The following is a 25,775-nucleotide window of genomic DNA, read 5'->3' as shown; positions in this document are numbered from 1 at the left end:
TGCCTTGTTGAAAAAGCTACTCACCATATTGCTCCTGAGTTTGTACGGGCTGTCGGTTTCCGGCATGTCGGTACACCTGCATTATTGCTGTGGCAAAGTAGCGGGTATGTCCATCGGTTACGAAAAGCAATCCGAAAAGGGCTGCAAGCATGGCATGAAGAAAACCATGCCCGGCTGCTGTATCGACGATCAGGTCAGCATTGACACCGACGACAATCAAGGCTCGGCACATACTGTAGCGGTGCCCGAAGTACCGGTAGCGTTTGTAGAACAGTATTTTGCTACAGTTACCGTTCCGGTGTACAATAGCCACGAGCCTACCAACGCTGCTATTCGTGGTTCGCCACCCTTACACTCAGTGCCGCTCTATCTGGCCAACTGTGTTTTCAGAAATTAATACCCGTTCATTATGCCAACCGCTCTCCTATTGGAGCAGCGGGTATTTCTGTTATTCATCATTGAACTAAGTATTATGAAAACACAAACTTATTTCCGTTATATTTTTTCTTTTGTATTGGTACTGTTGTTTGCAGGCAAAAGCCTGGCGCAAACTGCAGATACAACCGTAAGCATTACCGTACAAGGCCTTTGCGTAATGTGTAAAGACCGTATTGAAAAAGCCGCCAAAGGCAAGGGGGTCAGCTTTGCTGAATGGAGTGCCGAAACCAAGCTACTGAAACTCACTTTCAACCCCAAGAGCACCACGCTGGATAAAATTGAAAACCGCATCGTAGCAGTAGGCCACGACATTGGCGAAAAGAAAGCCAACAATGCTGTGTATGAAGACTTGCCTGCTTGCTGCCACTACCGCGATGGCAGCGGCGAAGCACTGATGAACGGGAGCAGCAATGGCCCGCTCATTCAGGGTGTGGTGCTGGAAGAAAATGACAAAGGCGCTTTCAAACCTTTACAAGGTGCTTCTGTGCAATGGCTGGGTACCACACAAGGTACAGTTACGAATGAGCAGGGAGTATTTTCACTGCATCAGCATAGCGGTGCCGATCAAATCGTTATCAGCTACACAGGTTTTAAATCAGATACCATTGCCATCAATCCGCAAGAAGCTGTGATGGTGGTAATGGCCAAAAACGGCACGCTGCAAGAGGTGAAAGTAACAGCCCGCCAGCGGTCGTTGTACATCAGCACCACCAATGCTTTTCGTACACAAGTAATGACTGAAAAAGAATTGTACAAGGCCGCTTGTTGCAACCTCAGCGAAAGCTTTGAAACCAACCCATCGGTGGATGTTTCTTTTACTGATGCCGTAACGGGCAGCAAGCAAATTCAACTGCTTGGCCTGAGTGGCAACTATACACAGTTAACTGTTGAAAACCTGCCGGGGCCAAGAGGTTTGGCTACGCCGATGGGCCTCAACTACATACCCGGCACTTGGGTAGAAAGCATTCAGCTCACCAAGGGTGCAGGCAGTGTGGCCAATGGTTTTGAAAGCATTGCGGGGCGAATCAACGTAGAAATGAAGAAGCCCGAAACGGCGGAAAAACTCTATGCGAATGTGTACGTCAACAGCATGGGCAAAACAGACATCAACCTGAACCTGGCACAGAAAGTAGGTAAGCAATGGAGCACCGAATTGCTGTTGCATGATGCCTTCTTGTACAACAACATGGACTTCAACAAAGACATGTATCGTGACTTACCTACGGGCAATTTGTTTACCGCACTCAACCGCTGGAAATATGAAGGCACCAATGGCTGGATGACACAGTTTGGCGCCAAAGTACTCACCGATAGAAAAGTGGGTGGCGATATGAATTTCAAAGCCAATCCGCACCGTGGTTCTACCCACATGTATGGCTTGGGTTTTAATACCGACCGCTACGAAGGCTTTGCTAAAATCGGCTATGTATTTCCGGAGAAAAAATACCAAAGCATTGGCTTGCAACTCTCAGGCTTCGATCACAAACAGGACAGCTACTTTGGCACCACTACTTACAATGCCAAGCAACAAAACTTTTATGCCAACCTTATTTATCAATCCATCATCAACAACACCAACCACAAGTTCAGAACGGGTTTGAGTTATGTGCACGACAAGTATCATGAAACCCTGAATGCGCAACACTTTCAGCGAACAGAAGCCGTACCCGGCGCCTTCTTCGAATACACGTACGAATACCTCACCAAGTTTAGTGTGGTAGCCGGTATTCGTGCCGACCACAATAGTTTGTTTGGTTGGTTTGCTACGCCCCGTGTGCATCTGCGTTATCAGCCCTTCAGCAATACCACTGTGCGGCTGAGTGTGGGTCGTGGTCAGCGCACCGCCAACATCATTGCAGAAAACACCGCTGTGTTGGTAAGTGCCCGCCAGTTTGAAATACTGGGTACGCAAAACGGTAAAGCCTACGGCCTCAACCCTGAAGTGGCCTGGAACAAAGGCATCAGCATTGATCAGAAGTTCAAACTGTTTAGCCGCGATGCATCGTTGGGTATCGATTTCTTCCGCAACGATTTTACCCAACAGGTAGTGGTAGACATGGAAGACCCACGCAAAACAAGCTTTTACAATCTGGATGGCAAATCATACTCCAACAGCTTCCAGACAGAGTTGAATTTTTCGCCCCTCTACAAGTTTGATGTACGATTGGCCTACCGTTTGTTTGATGTAAAAAGTACCTATGATGGCAAGCTGCTCGAAAAGCCATTGCTGAGCCGCCACCGTGCATTTGCCAATCTGGCGTATGAAAAGAATGGTTGGAAATTTGACTTCACCATCAACTACAACAGCAGCAAACGCATTCCTTCTACCGCCAGTAACCCAAGCGCATTGGTGCAACCTACTCAGTCGCCAGATTATGTGCTGATGAATGCGCAAATCAGCAAAACACTGTCGGGTAAAAAACCGTTGGAAATTTACCTTGGCGGCGAAAACCTGGGCAACTATTTTCAGCAGAATGCCATTGTCGACCCCATGAATCCGTTTGGCAGCTACTTCGATGCTTCGCTGATTTGGGGCCCTATCACCGGCCGCATGATTTACGCAGGTTTCCGTTTCAAAATCAAGTAAGTTGAAAAAATAAAGGCGCTGTTGCATCAACAACAACAGCGCCTTTTATATTCAACACACTTCTCTCCCAATTAACCAATCAACTAATTAACTATTCCCCTCACCCTTTCCCGCCAATTCACTCATCAATTCCGCCACCAATGCTGTCCAACCGGTTTGATGATTAGCACCCAATCCACGGCCGGTATCGCCATGAAAATACTCGTAGAATAAAATGAGCTGTTGGTTTTCGGGCTTGCTGTAAAACCAGTTGTATTCTGCATGCAGCTTGCGGTGTTTTTTATCATCGAGCTCAAACAAACTAATTACCCGCTTCGACAACTCAGCCGCAATTTGCTGCAAATTCATTTGCACTCCGGAACCTTTCGGATATTCCATTTGCAAACTATCGCCATAAAACTCGCCATACTTTTTTACGGATTGTATCAGCAAAAATTAATAGGCAACCACACAGGTCCACGCCAGTTGCTGTTGCCACCAAAAAAGTCGGATGTACTATCGCCGGGGTCGTACTGAATGCTGTAATTGTTCCCATCAATATTAACTGAGTACGGATGATTTTTATGGTATTTCGACAAGGCACGAATGCCGCCTTCCGATAAAAATTCTGCTTCATTGATCGATGCGTTCTATCAATGCCAGCAAGCGTTCTTTGGCAATGAGTGACACCAGAATTTTTTCATCTTCTGCCTTCTCTTCATTGGGCCAATACTTACCATTGCGTTTGCGGTATTTCTCAAACCAATTGGTACGGCGTGTAAAATCCGGCAGCAATTGCATCGTTTTTTTATCGATGATGGAAACTGCAAACAAAGAAGACAAACCTACCACCGATTGAATGCGCATCAGCAATGGCTCTGCACCGGGACGGGTCAAAACATCGTAGAAAAATTTGTCTTCAGGACACCACAATCCCAGTTCATTCAAAGCTTCTGCTATCAATACAAAATGCTCAAAAAACTTGGTAGCACTGTCTTCAAAACTGCTGTCGGCTTTGGCTATTTCCAACGCAATGTCCATCATGTTTAAGGCATACATGCCCATCCAGCTGGTTCCATCTGCCTGGTCTAAACGGGCATCATGACTGAGCTGGATACTTCTGTTGAACACACCAATATTATCGAGCCCTAAAAAGCCGCCTTCGAAAATGTTATTCCCGTTCGTATCCTTACGATTAATCCACCAGGTAAAATTGATGATGAGTTTGTGAAAGATTTTCTTGAGAAAATCAATATCGCCCTTCCCCGTTTTTTGCTTTTCAATATTGTACACCTGTAACGCTGCAAATGCATGTACCGGTGGATTCACATCGCTGAAATTCCATTCGTATGCCGGCAGTTGTCCGTCAGGTTTCATGTACCATTCCCGCATTAGTAATTGCAGTTGGTGCTTGGCAAACACCGGATCGACTATCGCCATGCTGATACAATGAAAAGCCAGGTCCCATGCGGCATACCAAGGATACTCCCATTTATCGGGCATCAAAATAATGTCCTGATTTTTCAGGTGTTTCCAGTCGTTGTTGCGACCGGTTTTTCTACTGGCATGCGTTGGGCTAATACCATCGTTGCTATTGAGCCAACGTTCAACATCAAAATGATAAAACTGCTTGCTCCAGAGCAATCCAGCCAGTGCCTGCCGTTGAATGTTTTTCCAATCAGCACTGGCATTCGCAGGAAAAATACTGTTGTAAAATTCATCGGCTTCCCGCTGGCGCTTTTGAAAAATGCGTTCTGCATTGCCTTCAAACGGATCGGTTTGCAATTGATTACTCAAACGCAGGTGATACACTTTGGTAGCACCCGCCGCAATAGTTGCCTGATACACCGGTGCAAACTTGGTACCCTTTTTTCTGCTGCGCAATGCGTCTTTGTTGCTACCCTTTATCACCGCATCATGAAAGGCATCTTTGGTAAAAATGGAATCATTGGGCGTTCCACTCACCTTCTGCATATTGGTGACGTTGTCGGTAAATAAATAGTCATCCGTTTTTTGAAAATATAAATAATACGTGCCCTGCCGTTGATGCGAAGCCTTTACTACACCATCATTCATCCATTCAATAAGTGGTTGCTGCGCCAGGCGTTTGTTCGACTCCCGATTGTAAAACCATAACGTGGGCAACAATGTAAACGGTGCTGCTTTTGCAGCCCGGTTAGTGACCGCAATTTTTATACCGATGTCTGTTTTGCTGTACTTGGCATAGGTGATACATACATCAAAATATTCATCGTTGTCGAACACACCGGTGTCGAGCAATTCATATTCTGTTTCCAGCTTGCCGCGGCGTTTGTTTTCTTCTACCAATTGCTTGTACGGAAATGCCTGCTGCGGATACTTGTACAGCATTTGCATGTACACATGCGTAGGTGTATTATCGAGGTAATAGTAAAGTTCTTTTACATCCTCGCCATGGTTGCCTTCGCTGTTGCCGAGGCCAAACAATCGTTCTTTCAACACCTCATCTTTGCCATTCCACATGGCCACACCAAAGCAGAGGTTTTGAAAATAATCGCAGATACCTGCAATTCCATCTTCACCCCACTTGTAGGCACGATAATGCGATTGGCTGAAGGGCAGATAATTCCACGCATCGCCATTGGCGCTATAGTCTTCCCTTACGGTACCCCACTGGCGGTCGCTTACGTATGGCCCCCATTGTTCGAGGGGCACACGGCTGGTGGCATTTACTTTCAGGCGTTGTAATTCAGCAGTCATAATCCGGCACTTGTGTTCAATAAAAGAGTGCAGGCAATCGTTAAGCGATGAAATTAAGGGTTCACACTTACTTTTAACCTGTAATCATTTAACCATGAAGAAGTACAATTCAATATTAATATTGTTGCTTGTGCTGCTTGGCTTTGGCCAGCAAACCAATGCACAAAAAACCGTTGCCGCAGTAGTGAAATTCACCGGCAACGATACCAGTGTAACCATCAGCAAAGGCGACAACTTTTTGGTAGAGCTGTGGGTACCCAACCGTAAAGACTATGTATGGAGCATGAGCAAAACGGCTGCCAATGTAAAATTCACCCGATCGCAAATAGGTGAAGCCGCCACCATGCCGGGCCAGCCTGAGCAACAATTGTGGTTTTTTAAAGCCAGTGCTGTGGGTACCGACAGCATTCGTTTTGTGTACAAAAGTCCTTATCAAAATGAAGCGGCAGTGGAGAAACTGCTGCGCATCATTGTAGAAAAATGAGTGCACAAATGACCGACATTGATTTGCTGCGGCATACAGACATCTACCTGATTGATCAGATTTTCAAAGGACGGTATGTGCCCGGCCAACAGCTACTGGATGCAGGCTGTGGCGGCGGTCGTAACCTGCCTTGGTTTGTGCAGCATGGTTTTGAAGTAACCGCAATCGACGACAATGCAGAAGCGTTACAACAATTGCTTGCACAACTGCCGATGTTGAAGCATGTACATCAATGCTCCATCAATCACATGCCCTTTGCGCCGGAAAGTTTTGACCACATTATTTGCAGTGCCGTTTTGCATTTTGCTGAAAGCGACGCCGACTTCATGAAGATGATGCAGTCATTACACAGGGTGCTGAAAACCGGGGGCACACTGTTCATTCGCATGGCCTCCAACTTTGGTATGGAAAATGAACTGCCTGAAACCGCAACACAACCCATGCTGCTGCCCGATGGTAGCTGGCGTTATGTACTGCATCAATCTATGCTCGATGCCATTTTACAGCAAACCGGTTTTCAATTAACAGAACCTGTAAAAAGCACATTGGTTTTAGGGCAAAGAAGTATGGCGACATTGCTGCTTCAAAAAACAGGTTCCACATAAACAAATTACCTGCAGGCTTCGTGGTACATTTATTGCAATACATCCTCAAACCTCGATTATGAAAAATGCTTTGTTCCTCTTGCTCACACTGCCACTGTTGGCGGCCCAGTGCAATAAAGAAACAACTCCTGCGCCGGCAACGAGTGATTTTCAACCCGCCAAGGCAGGCAGTACATGGACCTACGATACCAAGAATAATATCAGCAGTGCTACAGGCAGTTTTACATTGACAGCTACCAGCAAAGACAGCAGTTTCAATGGTCGTACGTACCGGGTAGTAAGCAGTACTGCTGGTGCCAATGTGTATTTCGCCAAAAGCGGCAGCGATTACTATCAGCTGGCAAATTTTGAAGCACTCAATCAACAATTAGAATTGCTGTATTTGAAAGACAACCTGAGTGCTGGTGCCAGTTGGGAGCAAAACGTAACCATTACAATTCCTGCGGTTGGCAGCACTACGGTAAAACTCACCAACACAGTTCAAGCCAGCAATATTTCGTACACAGTTAATGGTAAAGCCTACGAAAAAGTGATACACATTAAAACAGTGATGGGCAATATTACCATCCCCGGTTTGCCACTGGCTATCACTCCTGTTACAGACATTAATACTTACTACGCCGCAGGCATTGGCCGCATTTACAATCGCTCCAAAGTAAACATTGTAATACCTACACAGCCCACCATCAACACCGATGATGAGACCAGCTTGCGTACCTACACAATAGTACCGTAAGCAGCCATACAAAAGCGCTATAAGGCTATTGACTACCTGCAGGCTTACCGGCGGCAGGTCTTGGGGCAGCGGGCCGCTGTGGCGCTTTTTTGGCACCTGCTGCAAATTTCATGAGCCTATAGCTGAAAGTTAGAAAGAAGAAACGGCTAAGCCTGTTGGTACGACTATCCGTAATGGTTGTTTCGTTGATGATGCGATTGATACCTGTGTTTTGATCCAGCAAATCATAGGCCTGAAAACGCACCGTAGCTACTTTTCCTTTCAGGAAACGATACTCGGCATACGTGTTGATGATAAACGGATTGACAGCACCCACACTCCCAAAACCGGAGTTGAAATTTTTATACAAATCGTACCCGATTGTCAGGTCTTTGAAAAAGAAATGTTTGCCGCTCACTCCTATGCGGTAGGTACGGGCTTCATTATTGGTGGTGTATGTACTGTACCTCGTAGTGGTTTTGTAATAGGTAAATCCGCCATCAAAATTCAGGTCAATTACTTCCGGAATGTCGAGCCTGAAAATGAGGCCCGGGCGCAGGTTCCAGTTCTGCCCTTTGTTTTGAAAACTATCTGTGAAAGAAATATTGTTATCATAGCTCATGTCGAGCTTAGTCGTTACACTAAAAATGCGCTTTTTGAATGGCTGTGTAAATGAGCCATTGGCAGCAATTCTGTAAAAGCCATCCGTATTCATATACGTTGTGGTTCTTCCTGTTCCACTTACATTATTGAAACGGGCACTCACAATTTTATCATCGGTAATGTCGTAGTTAAAATTGGCAAACAGCACCTTGCCGGTTTTACGATCCGACTTGTTGTAACGAATGCTGAGGTTGTACGTGGTTTCGGCATTCAAATCGGGATTACCCTTTACAATATTGTTGAGGTTGCTGCTATCACTAATGGGTTGCAGCTGATTAAAACTTGGCTCCCTGCTACGGCCACCCACATTCATGTTGATGGTGTGGTCTTTGCCAATGTTGTACGCAAAACGTGCCGAAGGCAACCAGTTCATGTTGCGGTAATTGATGCGGATATTTTTTTCTACTGATTCACCATTGAGTAAACTTGGCTGCGCTACAATACCTACCAGGTAATTGTATTTGGCATACATACCTTTGAAAGTAAGTGCGGTGCGGTGTGTGGTAAACTGATAATTCAACTCGTTGCTTTGATTGATGTTGGGCAAAGGGTCTTTACTGGTTTGCAGCACATCAAACACATTGCGGTCGCTGTAGTTGGCAGAGCGGTTCCACTCGTAGCTCATTTCTAAAAACTTGTTGCGCTTATTGTCGAGGGGTTCTGTGTAAGATACTCTGGCATTGGAAGTCAGGTTGTCGCTCAGCGTTTCGCTTTGCTGTTGTTGAATGGTATCGCGGATGCTGGGCGGCACATAACCAGAGTCAATGTTGCGATAATTGTTGAGGGTATTGCCTGCTTGAGTACGGGCACTAAAGTTGGTGCTCAACGAAATGCTCAAATTGCGTGACCGCTGATTGAATTTATGGTTGAACAAAACCGTGCCGCCGTAGTTGGGTGCATAGCTTTTGTTATCGCTTCTGCCCACATTGTATGTGTAATATTTGTTTCGCCGAAGCTGACTGTTGCTTTGGTTTTGACCTTCATTGTGGGAATAAGAAAAGTAAGGCGTGATTTTCAGAAAATTCACCGAATCCATCCGGTAATCGAAGTTGAAGGTAAACCGATGGTTGCTGTTGCTCGATTCACTCACCCGGTTGCTTTTTGTAATGCGATTGATCAGCGGATTGATATCCTGACTTTGGTTTTCGCTAGTGGTTTCATTGCTGCTCCAGTTTACACTGTAGCTTCCATCAACACTCATTTTCTCGTTCCATTTATCGCGGTAGTTGATACCGCCAGATATGGCCTGCGTAAGGCCGTTGCCACCAAAGCCACCCCGCTCAGCGCCACCAAGATTACCAGCACGGGCACCACCGCCCCGGCCGCCACCATTAAAGTTGAACGTAGCTACATTGGTATTGTTGAATGAGCCGAGCAAACTAATCTGCTGCTCAACATCGAAAATATTATACATAAGGCCGGCCATGTATCTGTCACGGGTACCTACACCAGCACTCAACGAACCAAACTTGCCGCGGTTTTTATCTTTTCTTGTATTGATGTTGATGATGGTTTCGGGCTCTCCGGTTTTAATACCTGTGAGGTTGGCCTGATCACCGTAGTCCTCGATTATCTGGATATTCTCCAGCACTTCCGCAGGCAGATTTTGTGTGGCTGTTTGTACATCACCACCAAAAAGTCTTTCCCGTTTACACGAATGCGTTTTACCGGTTTGCCCTGGCTGGTAATGTTGCCATCTTTATCCACTTCTAAACCCGGCAACTTTTTAATCACTTCTTCTGCCATGGCTCCTTCTCTCACTTTGAAAGCACTCACCGCATATTGGGTGGTGTCTTCCATCACTTTTACAGGCGTTTGTGCTACCACTACCACGCCTTCCAGTTCCATATCGTTTGGCAGTAATAAAATGCGCCCCAGTGCCAATGCAGTATCACCAGCAGTGATGCTGTATTTTTTTTGATGCGCTGCAAAACCCACCATGGTTATCAGCATATCAAATTGCGAAGTACCCTGCAGCCGAAAATGGAAACTGCCGTCTTTTTTGGTTTGGGTAAACAAACTGTCTTTAGCAAACTTCACTTTGATGGAAGCATTGGATAGCAGGTTGCCGGCACTATCTACCACAAAGCCTTTTACAGCAACCGATGGTTGAGCAATAGCCAAGAAAGAAAAAAGACAGGCAATGGTGAGGAGTGAGAATATTTTCATAAAGCCGGCCAGGCCGGAGTTGGTTTGCAGATAAGGTAAATGGTTGTCCGATGTTTCGGAGAGTCACCCAATCATGACGCCTGTTGAACAGGTTTCCATCGGCAATTCGACTTTCATTAACAATTATTAACCATCTACTTTAAAAATGCGACAGCTTAGCCGGAAAAGTGTCCTGTAGCCTCCTGATAAAATTACCGCTTACCAGCAAGCAGGTCAAAAAAATAAAACGGCCGCTCCAACTGGATGCGACCGTTTTTCGAAAGAGAAAGTACTTGTTATTCAAACACCACTTTCGATGTATGGACAACGGCGCCATTATTACCGGAAATGCGCAACATGTACACACCGGCAGGCAGTTGTTTTCTTTCAATTGAAGATTGCAGTCCGCCATTACCTGCTTGTACTGTTTCACTTCTCAGTATTCTGCCCCTGTTATCGGCCAATACCACCTGATACAATCCTGCAGCTTCAATACTGTAGTACAACGTTCCTTTTGCCGGGTTGGGATAAACCTGCACCGGCTGGCGTGATACATTGTGGCGAATTGCTACAGCATTTGATATAATCTGCTTGCCTTGCGTATCAATCATTCGCACTCTGTAAAACATGGTTTTGGTTTGTGGGGTAGCATCATTGTACTGCAAAGTAATGCCGCCAACTGAGGTCAGCTTTTCAAATACAGTACCATCAGCGCTACGCTCAACATCATAACGTGCAGCAAGCTTTATCACTAAATACTTTCCAGCTCAACTGAGCACCAAATGCAGACTTGCTTACCTGCAATTGAATGCTATTAAATGGCAAAACAAGAGCATCATTTAACTGTGCATCCACAGGATCCGATGAAGTGTTGTAAGCTGTGTTGTTAGCCACATTGGCTTCTTGTGTATTTCTTACAAAAAAGTATGCAGCACCTGTGCCTGTTGCATATGTATTATTGGTTTCCCAGAAATAAAAACCAATGACGGCTCCAGCACTCTTAAATAGTCGTGAAACGATTCCATACTTAGTGACCAACACATTGCCTGGCGCATAATAAGTTAGTACACCGTTCACGTTGTTGCCCGAAAACTGTAAATCGCCTGGAATTTGGGAAGTGAATCGGTATTGACTCCCTCCCAACTCAGTGGTTGTTGTGATGGATGCCTGTTCTTCTGTACAAGTGGTACAGGTAGTGCCGAACACATCATTAAAATTGGCGGTTGCTGCACTTGCAGCCATGTTGCCCAATAAACATGCAGCCATACATACGTAGAAGGGCTGCATGACATACTTACGTAAAATCATGCCCAATAGGGTTTTGAATGTTTTAAGGAGAAGTTGCGAATGTAGACATATAAATAATTTTGTGTATATAGAATATTCTTCAATTGTTTGCAAACGTTTGCATTGCCGACCATTACCTACCTCTTCTCATTAATAACCAGTTATATAAGTAAATGATAAAATATTTTATAATTCTGAATGCAGCAAAAAATGGATCCAATTCGAGCATCAAAGTATAGCAGCATATTCAAATTGTTAATGGCACGGCTTTATACAATGGCGTTTCTGCATCTTCATCATTTAGCTGGCTGCTATCTGCCAGTGTTTGGTGGTAAATAATAAAGTAACAATCATACGTATATGCAAAATCCCGGACCAGTTGTCCGGGATTTCTTTATTCGCCTTCTACAAAATCATTGTGCCATTTTTCCCTCGGGCCTCTTCGCCAACCTCTTTGTGCATCGCCACACATTTGCACAATCTTAGGTTGAAACGAACCGATAATGTCTACCAACGAGGTTTGCTCCTGCATGACAGCTTGGATGTCTTTGTAAGCAAATGGCGCTTCATCCAAACCACCACCCAGCAACTTCACGCCGTGCTTTTTCAGCTCGGCTTTCATGGCTTCGTGGGTAATGTTTTGCATAGCCTTGCTTCTGCTCATCAGCCTTCCTGCGCCATGCGAAGCTGAATTAACAGACGCCATTTCTCCCCGGCCTTTTACAATATAGCCGGGAGCGGTCATGCTGCCTGGAATGATGCCCAATACCCCGGCTGCTGCAGGTGTTGCCCCCTTTCTGTGCACAATCACTTCTTGCCCGTTCCACGTTTCTTTCCACGCAAAATTGTGGTGGTTTTCTATCATGGTCAAAGGCCTGCGGCCCAGCTGCCTGGCTACTTTAGCGTGAATAATATGGTGACATGCCGATGCATAATCACCAGCCAGATTCATTGCCATCCAGTATTCTGCACCGGCTTCTTCATCCAAAGTTAACCAGGCCAGATTGGCTGCGTCGCCCGGCAACCGGCGCAGTTGCTTAGCCAGTTTGGTATAATGTGCCGCAATGTTGGCCCCCAAAGCTCTCGAGCCACTGTGCGTCAGCAATCCGATATACGTTCCGGCAGGAACACCCGGCAAAGTATCTGCATCTACAATGTGCACAGCACCAAACTCTGCAAAGTGGTTGCCGCTTCCGCTGCTTCCCAACTGTCGCCAAGCCCTGTCTTTCAGGCTTTTCAGCAATGGTAATGCATCAAATACATCGCTATCCATCACCGCATGATTGGCAGGCTGCTTAAACTGCGCCCCGCTGCCAAACAAGGTGGCTTCCAGCAATTCCCGGGTAAAGAAATTTTCCCGCTGTACCAACTCAGTTGGCACAATATCAAAAATACTCAGGCACATTCTGCAACCAATGTCTACACCTACACCGTAGGGTATCACTGCATTGTTAGTGGCCAATACGCCACCAATCGGCAATCCATAGCCCTGATGCGCATCGGGCATCAATGCACCGGCAACTGCCACGGGCAACTTAGCCGCTGTATACATCTGATGCATCGCTCCTGCCTCAATACCACTGGCACCGTAAATAGCAAATGAAATACCGGTACTGTTCAGGCTGATATCACCACCTGTAGTAGTGTCTTCTACGGGTGGTTTCAGCTTCTGAGCAGCCGTCGCAAATACAGAATCGTTGTAAAAGTTTTCGGGTGCTTGCAACAAGGCTTTTAATTGTGCCTCGATGTCGGCGGATGCAGTGTGTTTCAAATGTTTTTTCACGGCCTCCAATACTACAGGAATCACGGGGCTCTCAGGAAAACCCATGGCCCGCAATGATTTGGCTGTAATGATGTTCGATTTCATACAATAGTTATTAAAGTTAAAATTTGTTTCCGCCGAAGCGGTAATCAACGCTGAAAGCAATTACCCCCAGCGTTAGTTTTCTTGAAAACGTCGGGCAAAACCTAACACAGTTACAGGTTGAGCCAAGGCAATAGACATTTCAGCAGCGGGTTGTTGCAAAGCAGCCAGTTGTTGCACCAATTGCTTTGCCCAAGCCTGATGTTGTGGGCTGTACAACAGCTCTACATAGTTAGGGCCAATCTCAATCATCCGATTGTCAAACAATTTGATTAAGGTGATATTGAAACACAATTCTTTGGTATCCGCATCAAAATGGCTGTGCTGCCACGCCCGTTGTATGTTCCAGTTTTCTACCTCTTTCAGCATGCTGAAAGCATCGCTACCATTGAGTTGGGTGATGACCGCCACACTGGGCAAATCGTTACACAGGTACATGAATACAGCCCGGCTATCGAGATACTGTTGGCTCAGCAAAGAGGACAGTGTACTGATCCTTCTTCGCCACAAAAATTGAAGCATAGATTCCTCCTGCTTTTGTACAGACCGCTGCAAAAGCAAACGCCCCGTGGTGATGAATATCCACGGGGCGTTGGGTATGGGCAAACCTTTACCGCATTACCACGTGGAGGTGATGATGAATGATGTAAGCAATAGCCACTGTTGTATACAAAGTGTCACTTGCTTGCTGTTATGCACTAATTGCTGGCATCGCATAGGCATTCCTTTATTTGCTACAATAAAGCCATAAAAAAACCCCGCATGTTGCGGGGTTTTCCTACACAGGCAGCGCTTACCTGAAATATGATAACATCCCGCAAACCCCTATGCACAAAGGGCTTTCCGCGTTGATATGTTTGAATTGTTGTAGCACTTGATGTAATCTTTTATTTTTTATTGCTGCGCAAAGTTGTGTATTCATGCACATTCCATCCAAATTTTTGCTCAACTATTTTTTCAGCAGCAATACCTGCTAGTGATAGTTGCTTATGGATTGGTAGAAAACACAGTAGTTTCTTTTACCAGCATTCTCCGGTTGAGTTTCAACTGTGCAATCACCAGCTCTGCAAAGTCTTCCGGATGCATTACTCTTTCTGCATCACCCGTTATAAGATTAGCACTGTACGCCAAGTCTGTTACAATGGTGCTGGGCGCCAATGTAGTTACCCGAATGTTTTGCTTTCTTACTTCCTGCATCAAACTTTCAGACAACCCAAACACCCCAAACTTAGACGCACTGTAAGCACTGGTAACTGCTGCCCCATTTTTTCCCGCAGTTGATGATACGTTGATGATATCGCCAGATTGTTGCTCAATCATTTGCGGCAACACTGCCCTGGTGCAGTAGTACACCCCAAACAAATTCACCTTTATTTGTTGCTCCCACTCATCAGGCTGCAGTTCCAAAAATTTTCCAAACTTACCGGTACCCGCATTGTTGATGAGAATGTTGATGTTACCCAATGTTGCTGTAATACTTTGCACAGCCGCTTCTACTGCAGTGCGGTCACTCATGTCGGCAGTGGCATACGCTACTTTCACACCTTTGGCACTTATTTCATCGGCCAGTTTTTTCAGGTCGGCTTCTCCACGGGCAATCAAACCTACATGTGCTCCTTCTGCAGCCAAAGCTACCGCAATGGCTTTACCAATTCCTTTGCTGGCACCCGTTACCAACGTCACTTTATTTTGTAAAGACTCCATAATAAAAATTTAGAGTGCAAAGGTACAGCCATTCATCGCTGTGTATTTTCGAGATACGCATTTTGTCGCCAGCTACCATCAGGACAGACATGATGCCACAACAACGGGCATACGTATTTTTACAACCGCAAACGACGTCTTGCGAAAGCCCAATACAACAACATGAATTTTTACGACCAAATATTTGACAACAACCGCCGCTGGGCCGCCAGCAAAAAAGCAGGTGACCAACATTTTTTTGAACAACTCGCCCAAAGCCAGTCGCCGGAAATTTTATACATCGGCTGTAGCGATAGCCGCGTATCGGCCGAAGAAATGACGGGCATTCACCCGGGCGAAATGTTTGTGCACCGCAATGTGGGCAACATCATTCCCAGCACCGACCCCAACTCTGCCGCCGTCATCGACTATGCGATTAAACATTTGCGGGTAAAGCATGTGGTAGTATGTGGACATTACAATTGCGGTGGCGTAAAGGCGGCCATGCAAGCAAAAGACATGGGCATACTCAACCCATGGCTGCGCAATATCCGGGACGTGTACCGATTGCACAAAGAAGAACTGAATGCCATTGCGGATGAAGAAGAAAAATACAAACGCCTTGTAGAACTAAACGTGCAAGAGCAATGCATCAACGTGATTAAAACGGCGGCATTGCAAAAAGCCTATTTGCAACAAGGCTTTCCATCGGTACATGGTTGGGTGTTTGATTTGCACAGCGGTGAACTCATCGATTTGCATATCGACTTCGAAAGTATCCTTTCAGAAATACGCCAGATATACGATCTCGGCAGTGGCATGATGCAAGAGCCGAGTGAATAAAACATCAGGGCTCTATTAAAAAAGCCGTATCGTACTTTACTTCATTCAAGATAAAGTTGCTGTTGATGTTGGCAATGTGCTGAATCGGCGCCAGCCGGTTGCTGATGAAATGATGAAACGAAGGCATGTCTTTGGTAGCCACTTTCAAAATGTAATCCCAACCACCCGATACACAAAGCACTTCCATCACTTCCGGCATTTGAGCTGTTTGCGCCTCAAAGTTTTGCTTGGTTTCAATGCCTTGCTCCTTGAGTGTAATCATGCAAATGGCCACCAGGTTTTTGTCGAGCTTCTTGTTGTCGACCAAGGCTACTATTTTTTTGATATAGCCTTCCTGCTTCAGTTTTTTCAGCCGCTCAAAAGTGGGTGACTGACTTAGCCCTACCCGGGCAGCAATTTCCTTCACCCCCAGCGATGCATCCTGCTGCAGCAAGTTTAGCATCGCAATGTCTATCTGATCCAATTTTACGCCCATCACTTTTTTCTGTTCGGTATTGTATAATGGCAAAGATCCGCAATAAACTACTGAGCAAACCATGACATTCAGCATAATTTGCTGCGATGATGAACATCAGCCATAAATATTGTCTGCGAAAATAGATTTGCCCGCAACAAGCAATACCATGACATACGATTTAAGTGAGCAAGACCGGGCATGCCTCAATCATTTTACCGAACGCATGCAAGAACGCAGTGAACATTTCATTGGTTACCCATCCGCTACCGACATTGATTATTCAGAACTCTACCCGTTGCTCCGCTACCGGCTCAACAATATTGGTGACCCCATGGTAGGTTCTACCAGCCAAATTAACTCCCGCATGTTTGAACGGGAAGTGCTGAGCTTTTTTGCACAGCTTTTTCAGGCACCCGCACAAAACTGGTGGGGCTATGTTACCAACGGCGGCTCCGAAGGCAACCTGTACAGTTTGTACCTGAGCCGTGAGTTGTATCCCGACGGCATCGTATATTATTCCGAAGCCACCCACTACAGCGTACAGAAAAACATTCAGCTGCTCAACCTGCGTAGCATTGTAATTCGCCAGCAAGAAAATGGAGAAATCGATTATGACGATTTACAACAAATGCTGATGCAGCATCGGGATAAACCAGCCATCATCATTGCCAATATCGGCACTACCATGACGGAAGCCATTGATGATATTCCGCAGATCAAAGGCATTTTAAAACAGTTGGCCATCAAGAGCCACTACATACATGCCGATGCTGCACTGGCGGGTATGTATGCAGCATTGCTGGGCACCGGTAAACCATTCGATTTTGCTGCAGGTGCCGATAGCATCGCCATTAGTGGTCACAAGTTTTTGGGTGTCCCCATTCCTTGCGGTGTGGTATTGGTAAAAAAGAATTACAAAGAACGCATCGGCAAAGCTATCCCATATATCGGCACGGTAGATACCACCATCACTGGAAGCCGCAACGGCCATAGCCCGATTTTTTTATGGTATGCCTTACGCAAACTGGGCAAAGAAGGCATGCGCCAGAGAGCTTTGGCCAGCCTGGAATTAGCAGATTACACGTTGCAACAACTGCAAGCACTGGGCATACATGCATGGCTCAACGAAGGTGCTATCACCGTCGTGTTTGAAGCACCATCAGAAAAACTACGGATGCAATGGCAGCTGGCTACAGACGGCGAATGGAGCCACATTATTTGTATGCCCGGTGTTACCAAAGCACAAATTGATGCTTTTATAGATGACCTGCGCAACGACTTGCAAACGCCCGGCATACATACAACTCCGTTATTACATGCGAACTAAGAAGTGTTTTGAACCACAAAGACACGAAGGGAGATTAAGAAAATCACTTAGTGTCTTCGTGTACGCTTCGTGCCTTGGTGGTTAAATACATCCGCTACCGTATCAACACACTCGTTCCTTTCTTCGTAATGATTTTTCCATCAAGGCCAATGCCTTCTACCATCCACACTACCGTTTGTGCAGGCATGGGCATACCGCGGTGTGTGCCATCCCAACCGGGCTTGCTGTTTTGCGATTCAAACAGCAACTCGCCCCAGCGGCTGAATATGCGGAAGTATTTGATGGTAGCAACGCCCATGGGTACGGGACGCAAAAAATCATTGCGACCATCGGCGTTGGGTGTGAATGCATTGGGCACTTCAATATTGGCCTGCGCTACAATTTGTACCAGCATACTGTCTACCGTTTTGCAGCCACCCACACTGGTGAGCAAAATGGTATAATCCTGATCAATAGCACCAGTAAATACAGGTTTGTAAGTATTGGCATTGTTGAGCATCAACGCTGGCTGCCACAGTGCGGTAGCACCAATGTTGCGAGCTTCCAACTGCAGTGGCACATTGCGTATGGCAAAAGCAGTGGTGTAGCGTTGTGGTGTAGCGGGTCTTTCTACCAGTACATTTTTTGTAAGCGTTTGTACCGGCGTGGGGCACTGCGCACTACTTACAGACAATGAAATACTGTAGGTGCCACTATTGGCAAACACTTTGGCATCCGGAGTCCGTTTATCCGACTCAGGCACATTGCCATAGCGCCAACTGTAGGTAATGGGCGAACCAATATTTTCATTGGTTTGATTGACCGGCACAAAAGGCAGCCCAATGCAAGTAGTGGCAGCATCAAACAGCGGCACAGGATTGGGGTACACCGTTACCGTTGCCTCAGTACTATCCGCACATACATCATTACTATTCACCACCAATTTTACCTGATAGGTACCTGCAGCAGGATAGCTGTAGCTCACATTGGCAGTGGATGCAGTAGCTGCATTGCCATACTCCCAACGGTAGCGCATGGCACCTACCGCATTGCTGCTGTTGTTCGTAAATACAAACTGGTTACCTATTAAACATTGCGCAGCATTGGCCACAGCAAATGCTGCCTTGGGAATGCTGGCAATATCAATTACCTCATCGGGGGTGGTAGCACTGCAGCCAAACTCATCTTGCAAAAATGCCCGGTATAAACCCGAAGTAGTGGCCCTGTATCGTTGTGTATTTTCTCCCGTCAACACAACACCGTTTTTATACCATTGAATTTGCAATGCATTGCTCACCTCCAGCACGGCACTATCGCCACTGCCAATGCAATATTGTGTCTTACCCAGCACCCGCAAACTATTGCCCAGATTACTGGCCGTTACTTTTACAGTATCGGCACTTACGCAGCCACCTCCAGGACTGCTCACAATGAGTATGTATTGGGTGGTGGAGCCCGGTGTAGCAATGGGGTTTGCAGCAGCTGCATTTGATAATCCGTCCGGTGGATTCCATTGATACAACAAACCCGGGCGGGCTGGTTCGCCCAAGCGTACCGGAGCCAGATTGCAGGACAAAGTATCGGGTCCGGCTGCAGCTGCAAAATTCAGGTTGTCTTCTAACCGGGCGGTGAGTGTTTGCGGACAACCAAATCCTTCAAAAGGTTCGAGCCTTACTTGCAACACGGTGCCGGGTGGCGGTGGCGGCCGGAGAGTAATGGATTGTCCGGTGCCAATTTGTTGCGTCATATCCGCATTGAACCAGGTATAAGATTTAAAACCAAAAGGCGCCGACACGGTCACGTCCGGGTCTTTGGCACAAAAAGAAGCCCCCGTAAACTCACCACTGCAATCGGATGCTACATCAATATAGGCGTAGCCAAAATGCCGGCGAAAGGTGCAATCACCGGTGCGGAATGTGAGGCGTATGGTGCTGCCGGCATTGCCATCGAGATTGATGGTAACAGGTGTCCAGTTTTTACAATAAACAGGAGCGGTGCTCTGTGCCACAGGCGATTCAAAAAAACCGGGCAATGTGGTGCCAAAAGGAATGAAAGCAAATGAGGCACACTCAATTTTTTCGCCCTTGGTAAGATTTTGCACTTCAATTTCCATGCGGGGTTGCTGTTGCTCTTCGTGGTTGGGCCCCTCAAACACCACGGCATAGTAGTACAGCAAACTGTAGGTATTTCTGTTGGCCGGAATGGTGAATTCATACGTAATGGCTTCGCCTTGCCCGCCGCCGGTATTGTTGCCCAGCCTCACACAATAATCGCTGCCGTTGGGGCTCCGCATCGGAAAATTGCCAAACGGATCTACACCTGCACCCGCCGCCGGAATGATGGTGTGCCGGCCCGGCTCCGGTGCCGGCGATTCCGTTAAATCAAACACATTAACTCCACCCTGATCAAGTACAAAACCAGTGTAGCAGCGCCATCCTTCCAGGGTTCCTTTTTCAAAATCGATATTGGGCGGGCAAGACTGGGCAATTAACAACAGCTGAATAAGCAAGCCAATACAGCACAGCAACCAGCGCAAGCTGTTGCTCCACAATAGGGAAAATGTACAACGAAACGTTGCCATACAGTGCTTGGTCATTAGGATGGTTTTCTTTCAGCGCAGCACACCTAATGTACGTAAAAACAGCAGTCGGAAAAACGGAGGAACCCGAAACGGGAATTTAGGTCGATGAAAAAGATGATGGGGCAATGATGGTGGATGTATTTGCAACAGTCCAGCTAAACCAGTACATAGCTCAGAGAGTTGGAGGCTATGTAGAAGCCTGCACAATTGCTGAAGGGCTGCCTGGGCCGTAGCGCAGCGAAGCCCACAGGCACCGGAACGAGTGTTGGGCTTTGTACTGGTGATGAGAGCCCCAAGGGAAAATGATAATTGAGGATTCAGGCAATGATACACTGAGCGATGGTGTCGCCACACTATAACCTCCCCAACGGAGTCAGTACGAGCTGGCTTTAATAGCAAACTTCCCAAAATGGAATGAGTTCGCCGAAGTTTGAGCACGTCGAAAATTCATTAGAAAAAGTACATTTCAATTCTAACAATTTTAGGCAGTCACGAACGTTTTTTAGAAAACGGATACATGTTCCAATTGAAAAACAAGTTGACTTTACTTGTGATTGCCTGTGTTGTGGCCGTAGCTATTTTCTTCCGCTTCAGTGCCACAAATCAACAACTCCAAACAATAAGACTGCATGAAACCAGCCGGCAATTGCTTGAAGCCAGTAACCAACATTACATGAATTTCATTTACACACAAATTTCTGAATTAGAGAATGATTGTAAAAAGCCCGAACTAGTTGAAAAAGCAAGGCCTGCTTATAACAAGGCTGATAGCATCTACCAAATACTGCAACAGATTCTTAGAACTGCAGATAGTGCACAAATGCAAATTCAGAAAATAGAAAATGAATTGCTTACCGACAGCATTGCCTTAGGCAAACTATTATTGAAAAAGCCTGTGCCACTCCAAAAAACTGCACAAGACTTACACAATACCAGTTTGAATTTTTTACAATGTAGTGCGAACTTGTTGGGGGACAAATGGAGTAAAATGAAGAATAACAAGGCTGACTCTATCCGACACATGAACATTACCCGTATGTTGATATTACCCATCAGCAATAGAAGTCAACAACTACTTGCCTATTCTCAATTTAAAAACAGTTTATTATGTATAGCAAGTAGCATTATTGAACAATTCAATGCTGCAATTGGTTGCAGGCTGGCCGACTATGATGTTGTTCATTTCATAACCGTTGCAGATACCAAACGTCCAAAAGTTGGTGAAACCATCACAATTAAAACGGCCTTAGCATTTGTTTCTAATGAAACAAAAAGTGAGTACTTCATTTATGGAGAAAAGCAACAACCAGATATATCAGGAGTGGCTTCAAAAAAAGTGAAGTTTGATAGACCAGGCCGATTTGTAATTCCAACATCCATAAGCTATCTCGACCCGGGTACCGGACAAAAAAAGACTGCAACACAAACTATTGAAATACAGGTAACAGAAGAATAATATGAAGGCTATTGCATTTGCACTAATCATTATAGGTAGTGCATTCCTGTTCATTGAAAAAAGCATGGCGCAGGCAATACCCGATCCTCCGAAGCTGGTTCTATTTATTGATGGCAAACCATTTGTTGGGGATAGTATCCCGTTAAGTACCATTCTGCAGGCAGACAGTCTTTCAACAAACAAATCATGGATAATTATAGAAAAGGCAACTATAACATTTTATGGACCTGGTGTATGTATTGGCGGGCAAGGCGTATATACCTTGCCATTACCAAAAGGGCAATTAACCTCAGCAGTTAAAAAGATGATACTGCAACTAAAAGGCAACTATTATGTGGACTTTGAATGTGAACAAGCCGTTAGAGTCTTTGGCGACAAAATATCAGTTCAGCTTCTGTCGATGAAAATACTAGCAAGTAGTAAGTAACCATCCTTGTAAAGTTCAGTCGAATTTGCGAAACTCAAAAAAGCTCAGCAAAACTTCCATTGCTAATATCAACAACAACCAGAGGCCAACCAATACAATACTCCATTTAAAAAAAGGGTGGAGCGTTTGCCAAAACCTGATCATTTTTTGCATATACCGAAAGTACGGCTGAAAATACTTGGTTGTTGATTGGTGTTAGGAGTACTTCCACCGAGGTTTACTTGATAGATTATAGGCTGCCCGGACATGCACAATTGTTGAAGGGCTGCCTGGGCCGACGGGGTAGCCCCGACGCTTCGGTCGGGGCCGTAGCGCAGCGAAGCCCACAGGCACCGGAACGGGTGCTGGGCTTTGTACTGGTGATGAGAGCCCCAAGGGAAAAAAGAAATAAGGAAGAGAGGACACTAACAGTCTTAACCTGTGAACTGCCCTTCGACAAGCTCAGGGCTGCATTGAACCCTGGAACTTGTGAACTTGTAAACTTTCAAACTCACTTTCTGCAACCTTTACTACTGCAGGTTGTTTTACATTCGCATCTCCAACTATGGCCAGCAAAAAAACTTCCCCCTCGGCTGCTGCGGCAGCGCCAAACAACGACGTGATTGAGATAGCAGGTGCCCGGGAGCACAACCTCAAAAACATTGACCTGCGCATCCCCAAAAACAAACTGGTGGTATTTACCGGGGTGAGTGGCAGCGGCAAATCGTCGCTGGCTTTTGATACCATTTACAACGAGGGCCAGCGCCGCTACATGGAAAGCTTCAGCGCCTATGCCCGCCAATTTATGGGCGATATGGAACGCCCCGATGTAGACAAGATTACCGGCCTGAGCCCCGTGATTTCGATAGAGCAAAAAACCACCAACAAAAACCCACGTAGTACCGTGGGTACGGTCACGGAGATTTACGATTTCATGCGCCTGTTGTATGCCCGTGCTGCCGATGCCTACAGCTACGAAACGGGCAAGCAAATGGTGAAGTTTAGCGAAGAAGAAATTGTAGAAAATATCAGCAGCAAGTATGCCAAGAAAAAAATTAGCCTGCTGGCGCCGATAGTGCGTGGCCGCAAGGGGCACTACCGGGAGCTGTTTGAAGACCTGCGCAAAAAAGGCTATCTGAAAGTGCGGGTAGATGGCGAAGTGAAAGACCTGGTGCCGAAGATGCAGGTAGACCGCTACAAGATTCACGACATTGAACTGGTAATAGACCGCCTGGCCGTAACGCCCGATATGAAAGTGCGGCTGAGCCAGAGTGTGCAGAAAACACTGCAGCAAGGCAAGGGCCTGATGCAGGTGCTGGACAACGATACTGATAAAGTAACACAATACAGCAAAAGCCTGATGTGTGAAGACACGGGCATCAGCTACGACGAACCATCGCCCAACTCGTTTTCGTTCAACAGTCCGTACGGTGCCTGCCCGCACTGCAAGGGCTTGGGCACGGTGTACACCATTGATATGGAAGCGGTGATACCCGATGCTAGTATACCCATTGCCGAAGGTGGCATAGCACCACTGGGTGAGCAGCGGGATGCATGGATTTACAAACAGGTGGAAGCACTGGCGAAGAAGCACAAAATCAATTTGAAAAAACCGGTTGGTGAACTCACGGAAGCACAACTGAACATCATACTGCACGGCAGCGAAACGGCGCATGAAGATTCATTGCTGGTAGTCCCGATAGCTATCGGGATTGAAGATGATGGTTTACCCAAGCACAGCGGCGGCTATTACGACACGGTGTTTGAAGGTGTGGTGCCGATGATTAAGCGTTGGTTCAACAGCAGTAGCAGTGATAGCATACGTGATTGGGCCGAAGGCTACATGAAGCTCGACACCTGCCCTACTTGCAACGGTGCCCGTTTGAAAAAGAAAGCCTGTGGTTTAAAGTAGCGGGCAAAAACATTGCCGAACTCAGCAATGTTGATTTGGATAAACTGGCCCTGTGGTTTGATGGCATTGAAGCACAACTGAGCAACAAGCAAAATGCCATTGCTAAAGATGTGCTGAAAGAAATACGGGAACGCCTGCAGTTCATGATTAATGTGGGCCTCACCTATCTCACTTTGAACCGCCCTACCAAAACGCTGAGCGGCGGCGAAAGCCAACGCATCCGGCTGGCTACACAAATCGGAAGTCAGTTACAAGGCATCACCTACATACTAGACGAGCCTTCGATTGGTTTGCACCAGCGGGACAACCACCGGCTGATAACAGCATTGCAACACCTGCGGGATATTGGCAACAGTGTGTTGGTGGTAGAGCATGATAAAGACATCATGCTGGCCAGCGATTTTCTGGTAGACATTGGCCCGAAAGCCGGACGGCATGGTGGCCGTGTAGTGGTAAGCGGCACACCGCAAGAGGTGATGCAAAACAGCAGCGAAACCGCCGACTTTTTGAGTGGTCAGCAAGCCATACCTGTGCCCGAACAGCGGCGCAAAGGCAATGGCAAAACCATTGAACTAAAAGGTGCCAGCGGACACACGTTGCAAAACGTATCGGTGAAACTGCCGCTGGGTAAAATGATTGTGGTGAGTGGCGTAAGCGGCAGTGGCAAGAGCACCCTCATCAACGATACTTTGTATCCGCTGCTGAGCAATCATTCTTTTAAAGCCAGCCGTATGAGTGTGATGCCTTACAAGGCCATCAAAGGGCTGGAGCATATTGATAAAGTAATTGAAATAGACCAGAGCCCCATTGGTAGAACACCACGCAGCAACCCTGCCACCTACTGCGGTTTCTTTACCGAAATACGCCAGTTGTTTGCCAGTGTGCCCGAAGCAAAAATCAGGGGCTATCAACCGGGGCGTTTTTCGTTTAATGTAAAAGGCGGCCGCTGCGATGTATGTGAAGGTGGCGGCATGCGGGTGATTGAAATGAACTTTTTGCCCGACGTGTATGTGCCCTGCGAAAAATGCCAGGGCAAACGCTACAACCGCGAAACGCTGGAGATACGTTACAAAGGCAAGAGCATTGCCGATGTGCTGGATATGACCGTGGAAGATGCCGTAGAATTTTTTCAGGCTGTGCCTTGGCTGTACAGAAAAATAAAAGTGTTGCAGGATGTAGGTCTTGGATACATCACCTTGGGGCAAAGTGCCGTCACGCTGAGTGGTGGCGAAGCGCAGCGGGTGAAACTGGCCACAGAGCTGGGCAAAAAAGATACCGGCAAAACATTTTACATACTGGATGAACCCACTACCGGCCTGCATTTTCAAGACATCAAAATGCTGCTGGATGTACTGAACAAACTGGTAGACCGGGGCAATACGGTGCTGGTGATTGAGCACAACATGGATGTGATTAAAGTAGCAGACCACATCATTGACCTCGGTCCCGAAGGCGGCAGTGGTGGTGGCCGCATCTTGTTTGAAGGCACGCCGGAAGAACTGGTAAAAGTAAAAGAAAGCCACACCGGTAAGTACTTGAAACTTGAGCTGTAACGCTTGTAAAGATTGGGGTTACTCTAATAGAAAATGGATGCTGCGATATGTGCAGCATCCATTTTTTGT

At 46.4% G+C, this 25,775-nt stretch carries 20 protein-coding genes and 1 pseudogene; 10 read left to right on the top strand and 11 right to left on the bottom strand.

Annotation, left to right across the window (positions count from 1 at the left end; translation table 11 throughout):
• The first annotated feature begins 7 nt into the window (after nucleotides 1-7).
• Nucleotides 8-397 carry an HYC_CC_PP family protein gene (locus GLV81_RS03415; protein WP_157476895.1) on the top strand — a complete coding sequence of 130 codons (390 nt, stop codon included), beginning with the start codon at nucleotides 8-10 and terminating at the stop codon, nucleotides 395-397.
• A 12-nt stretch (nucleotides 398-409) separates the two neighbouring features.
• Nucleotides 410-3,025 carry a TonB-dependent receptor domain-containing protein gene (locus GLV81_RS03410; RefSeq protein ID WP_246186216.1) on the top strand — a complete coding sequence of 872 codons (2,616 nt, stop codon included), beginning with the start codon at nucleotides 410-412 and terminating at the stop codon, nucleotides 3,023-3,025.
• A gap of 87 nt (nucleotides 3,026-3,112) precedes the next feature.
• On the opposite strand, the gene GLV81_RS19865 is transcribed toward GLV81_RS03410, so the two are convergent.
• Nucleotides 3,113-3,457 carry a fibrinogen-related protein gene (locus GLV81_RS19865; protein ID WP_246186215.1) on the bottom strand — a complete coding sequence of 115 codons (345 nt, stop codon included), beginning with the start codon at nucleotides 3,455-3,457 and terminating at the stop codon, nucleotides 3,113-3,115.
• Nucleotides 3,458-3,637: 180 nt separating this feature from the next.
• Nucleotides 3,638-5,743, bottom strand: a complete 2,106-nt coding sequence (locus tag GLV81_RS03405) for an MGH1-like glycoside hydrolase domain-containing protein (RefSeq protein WP_246186214.1) — start codon at nucleotides 5,741-5,743, stop codon at nucleotides 3,638-3,640.
• Nucleotides 5,744-5,837: 94 nt separating this feature from the next.
• On the opposite strand from GLV81_RS03405, the gene GLV81_RS03400 reads away from it, so the two are divergent.
• Genes GLV81_RS03400 through GLV81_RS03390 form a run of 3 tightly spaced genes read left to right on the top strand, consistent with a single transcriptional unit; the run spans nucleotide 5,838 to nucleotide 7,568 of the window.
• Nucleotides 5,838-6,227 (top strand): protease inhibitor I42 family protein, encoded by a 390-nt coding sequence (locus GLV81_RS03400; protein WP_157476893.1) that lies wholly within the window; start codon nucleotides 5,838-5,840, stop codon nucleotides 6,225-6,227.
• Nucleotides 6,224-6,832 carry a class I SAM-dependent methyltransferase gene (locus GLV81_RS03395; RefSeq protein WP_157476891.1) on the top strand — a complete coding sequence of 203 codons (609 nt, stop codon included), beginning with the start codon at nucleotides 6,224-6,226 and terminating at the stop codon, nucleotides 6,830-6,832. Before GLV81_RS03400 ends, GLV81_RS03395 begins: the two co-directional genes overlap by 4 nt.
• Nucleotides 6,833-6,890: 58 nt before the next feature.
• Complete coding sequence (locus GLV81_RS03390) at nucleotides 6,891-7,568, top strand: hypothetical protein (protein ID WP_157476889.1); 678 nt, start codon at nucleotides 6,891-6,893, stop codon at nucleotides 7,566-7,568.
• Nucleotides 7,569-7,593: 25 nt separating this feature from the next.
• On the opposite strand, the gene GLV81_RS03385 is transcribed toward GLV81_RS03390, so the two are convergent.
• The 7 genes from GLV81_RS03385 to GLV81_RS03355 all read right to left on the bottom strand — a co-directional run bounded on the left by GLV81_RS03385 (nucleotide 7,594) and on the right by GLV81_RS03355 (nucleotide 15,213).
• Nucleotides 7,594-9,801, bottom strand: a complete 2,208-nt coding sequence (locus tag GLV81_RS03385; RefSeq protein WP_157476887.1) for an outer membrane beta-barrel protein — start codon at nucleotides 9,799-9,801, stop codon at nucleotides 7,594-7,596.
• Nucleotides 9,780-10,379 carry a carboxypeptidase regulatory-like domain-containing protein gene (locus GLV81_RS03380; protein WP_157476884.1) on the bottom strand — a complete coding sequence of 200 codons (600 nt, stop codon included), beginning with the start codon at nucleotides 10,377-10,379 and terminating at the stop codon, nucleotides 9,780-9,782. The genes GLV81_RS03385 and GLV81_RS03380 overlap by 22 nt, the downstream gene beginning before the upstream one ends.
• A 275-nt stretch (nucleotides 10,380-10,654) precedes the next feature.
• A complete protein-coding gene (locus tag GLV81_RS03375) occupies nucleotides 10,655-11,110 on the bottom strand; it encodes a T9SS type A sorting domain-containing protein (protein WP_157476882.1) in 456 nt (151 codons plus the stop codon).
• On the bottom strand, nucleotides 11,085-11,759 hold the full coding sequence (locus tag GLV81_RS03370) for a hypothetical protein (protein ID WP_157476879.1): 675 nt from the start codon (nucleotides 11,757-11,759) through the stop codon (nucleotides 11,085-11,087). Before GLV81_RS03370 ends, GLV81_RS03375 begins: the two co-directional genes overlap by 26 nt.
• Nucleotides 11,760-12,039: 280 nt before the next feature.
• Nucleotides 12,040-13,512 (bottom strand): RtcB family protein, encoded by a 1,473-nt coding sequence (locus tag GLV81_RS03365; protein ID WP_157476877.1) that lies wholly within the window; start codon nucleotides 13,510-13,512, stop codon nucleotides 12,040-12,042.
• 72 nt (nucleotides 13,513-13,584) lie between these two features.
• Nucleotides 13,585-14,031, bottom strand: coding sequence for a hypothetical protein (locus tag GLV81_RS03360; protein WP_157476875.1), 447 nt, complete (start codon nucleotides 14,029-14,031; stop codon nucleotides 13,585-13,587).
• Between the two features lie 465 nt (nucleotides 14,032-14,496).
• Nucleotides 14,497-15,213, bottom strand: coding sequence for a 3-ketoacyl-ACP reductase (locus GLV81_RS03355; RefSeq protein ID WP_157476873.1), 717 nt, complete (start codon nucleotides 15,211-15,213; stop codon nucleotides 14,497-14,499).
• Between the two features lie 162 nt (nucleotides 15,214-15,375).
• On the opposite strand from GLV81_RS03355, the gene GLV81_RS03350 reads away from it, so the two are divergent.
• Nucleotides 15,376-16,035, top strand: coding sequence for a carbonic anhydrase (locus GLV81_RS03350; RefSeq protein WP_157476871.1), 660 nt, complete (start codon nucleotides 15,376-15,378; stop codon nucleotides 16,033-16,035).
• A gap of 4 nt (nucleotides 16,036-16,039) precedes the next feature.
• On the opposite strand, the gene GLV81_RS03345 is transcribed toward GLV81_RS03350, so the two are convergent.
• Nucleotides 16,040-16,510: an Lrp/AsnC family transcriptional regulator gene (locus GLV81_RS03345; RefSeq protein WP_157476869.1), complete on the bottom strand. Its 471-nt coding sequence runs from the start codon at nucleotides 16,508-16,510 to the stop codon at nucleotides 16,040-16,042.
• 148 nt (nucleotides 16,511-16,658) lie between these two features.
• Between GLV81_RS03345 and GLV81_RS03340 the strand changes: the two genes are divergently transcribed.
• The gene (locus GLV81_RS03340) at nucleotides 16,659-17,819 is read left to right on the top strand and encodes a histidine decarboxylase (protein ID WP_157476867.1); all 1,161 of its coding nucleotides are present in this window, start codon (nucleotides 16,659-16,661) and stop codon (nucleotides 17,817-17,819) included.
• Nucleotides 17,820-17,913: 94 nt separating this feature from the next.
• Here GLV81_RS03340 and GLV81_RS03335 read toward each other — a convergent pair whose 3' ends face one another.
• The gene (locus GLV81_RS03335) at nucleotides 17,914-20,394 is read right to left on the bottom strand and encodes a PKD domain-containing protein (RefSeq protein ID WP_157476865.1); all 2,481 of its coding nucleotides are present in this window, start codon (nucleotides 20,392-20,394) and stop codon (nucleotides 17,914-17,916) included.
• 502 nt (nucleotides 20,395-20,896) lie between these two features.
• Here GLV81_RS03335 and GLV81_RS03330 point away from each other — a divergent pair.
• The 3 genes and pseudogenes from GLV81_RS03330 (at nucleotide 20,897) to uvrA (ending at nucleotide 25,706) form a co-directional block, all read left to right on the top strand.
• On the top strand, nucleotides 20,897-21,835 hold the full coding sequence (locus GLV81_RS03330) for a hypothetical protein (protein ID WP_157476864.1): 939 nt from the start codon (nucleotides 20,897-20,899) through the stop codon (nucleotides 21,833-21,835).
• A gap of 1 nt (nucleotide 21,836) precedes the next feature.
• Complete coding sequence (locus GLV81_RS03325) at nucleotides 21,837-22,262, top strand: hypothetical protein (protein WP_157476862.1); 426 nt, start codon at nucleotides 21,837-21,839, stop codon at nucleotides 22,260-22,262.
• 544 nt (nucleotides 22,263-22,806) lie between these two features.
• Nucleotides 22,807-25,706, top strand: a pseudogene (uvrA, locus tag GLV81_RS21535) (excinuclease ABC subunit UvrA).
• Nucleotides 25,707-25,775 lie beyond the last annotated feature (69 nt).

Origin of the sequence: Phnomibacter ginsenosidimutans (assembly GCF_009740285.1) — a bacterium.
GTDB lineage: Bacteria > Bacteroidota > Bacteroidia > Chitinophagales > Chitinophagaceae > Phnomibacter > Phnomibacter ginsenosidimutans.
Note: the sequence above shows the minus strand (reverse complement) of the source record. Positions and strands in the feature narration are given on the sequence as shown.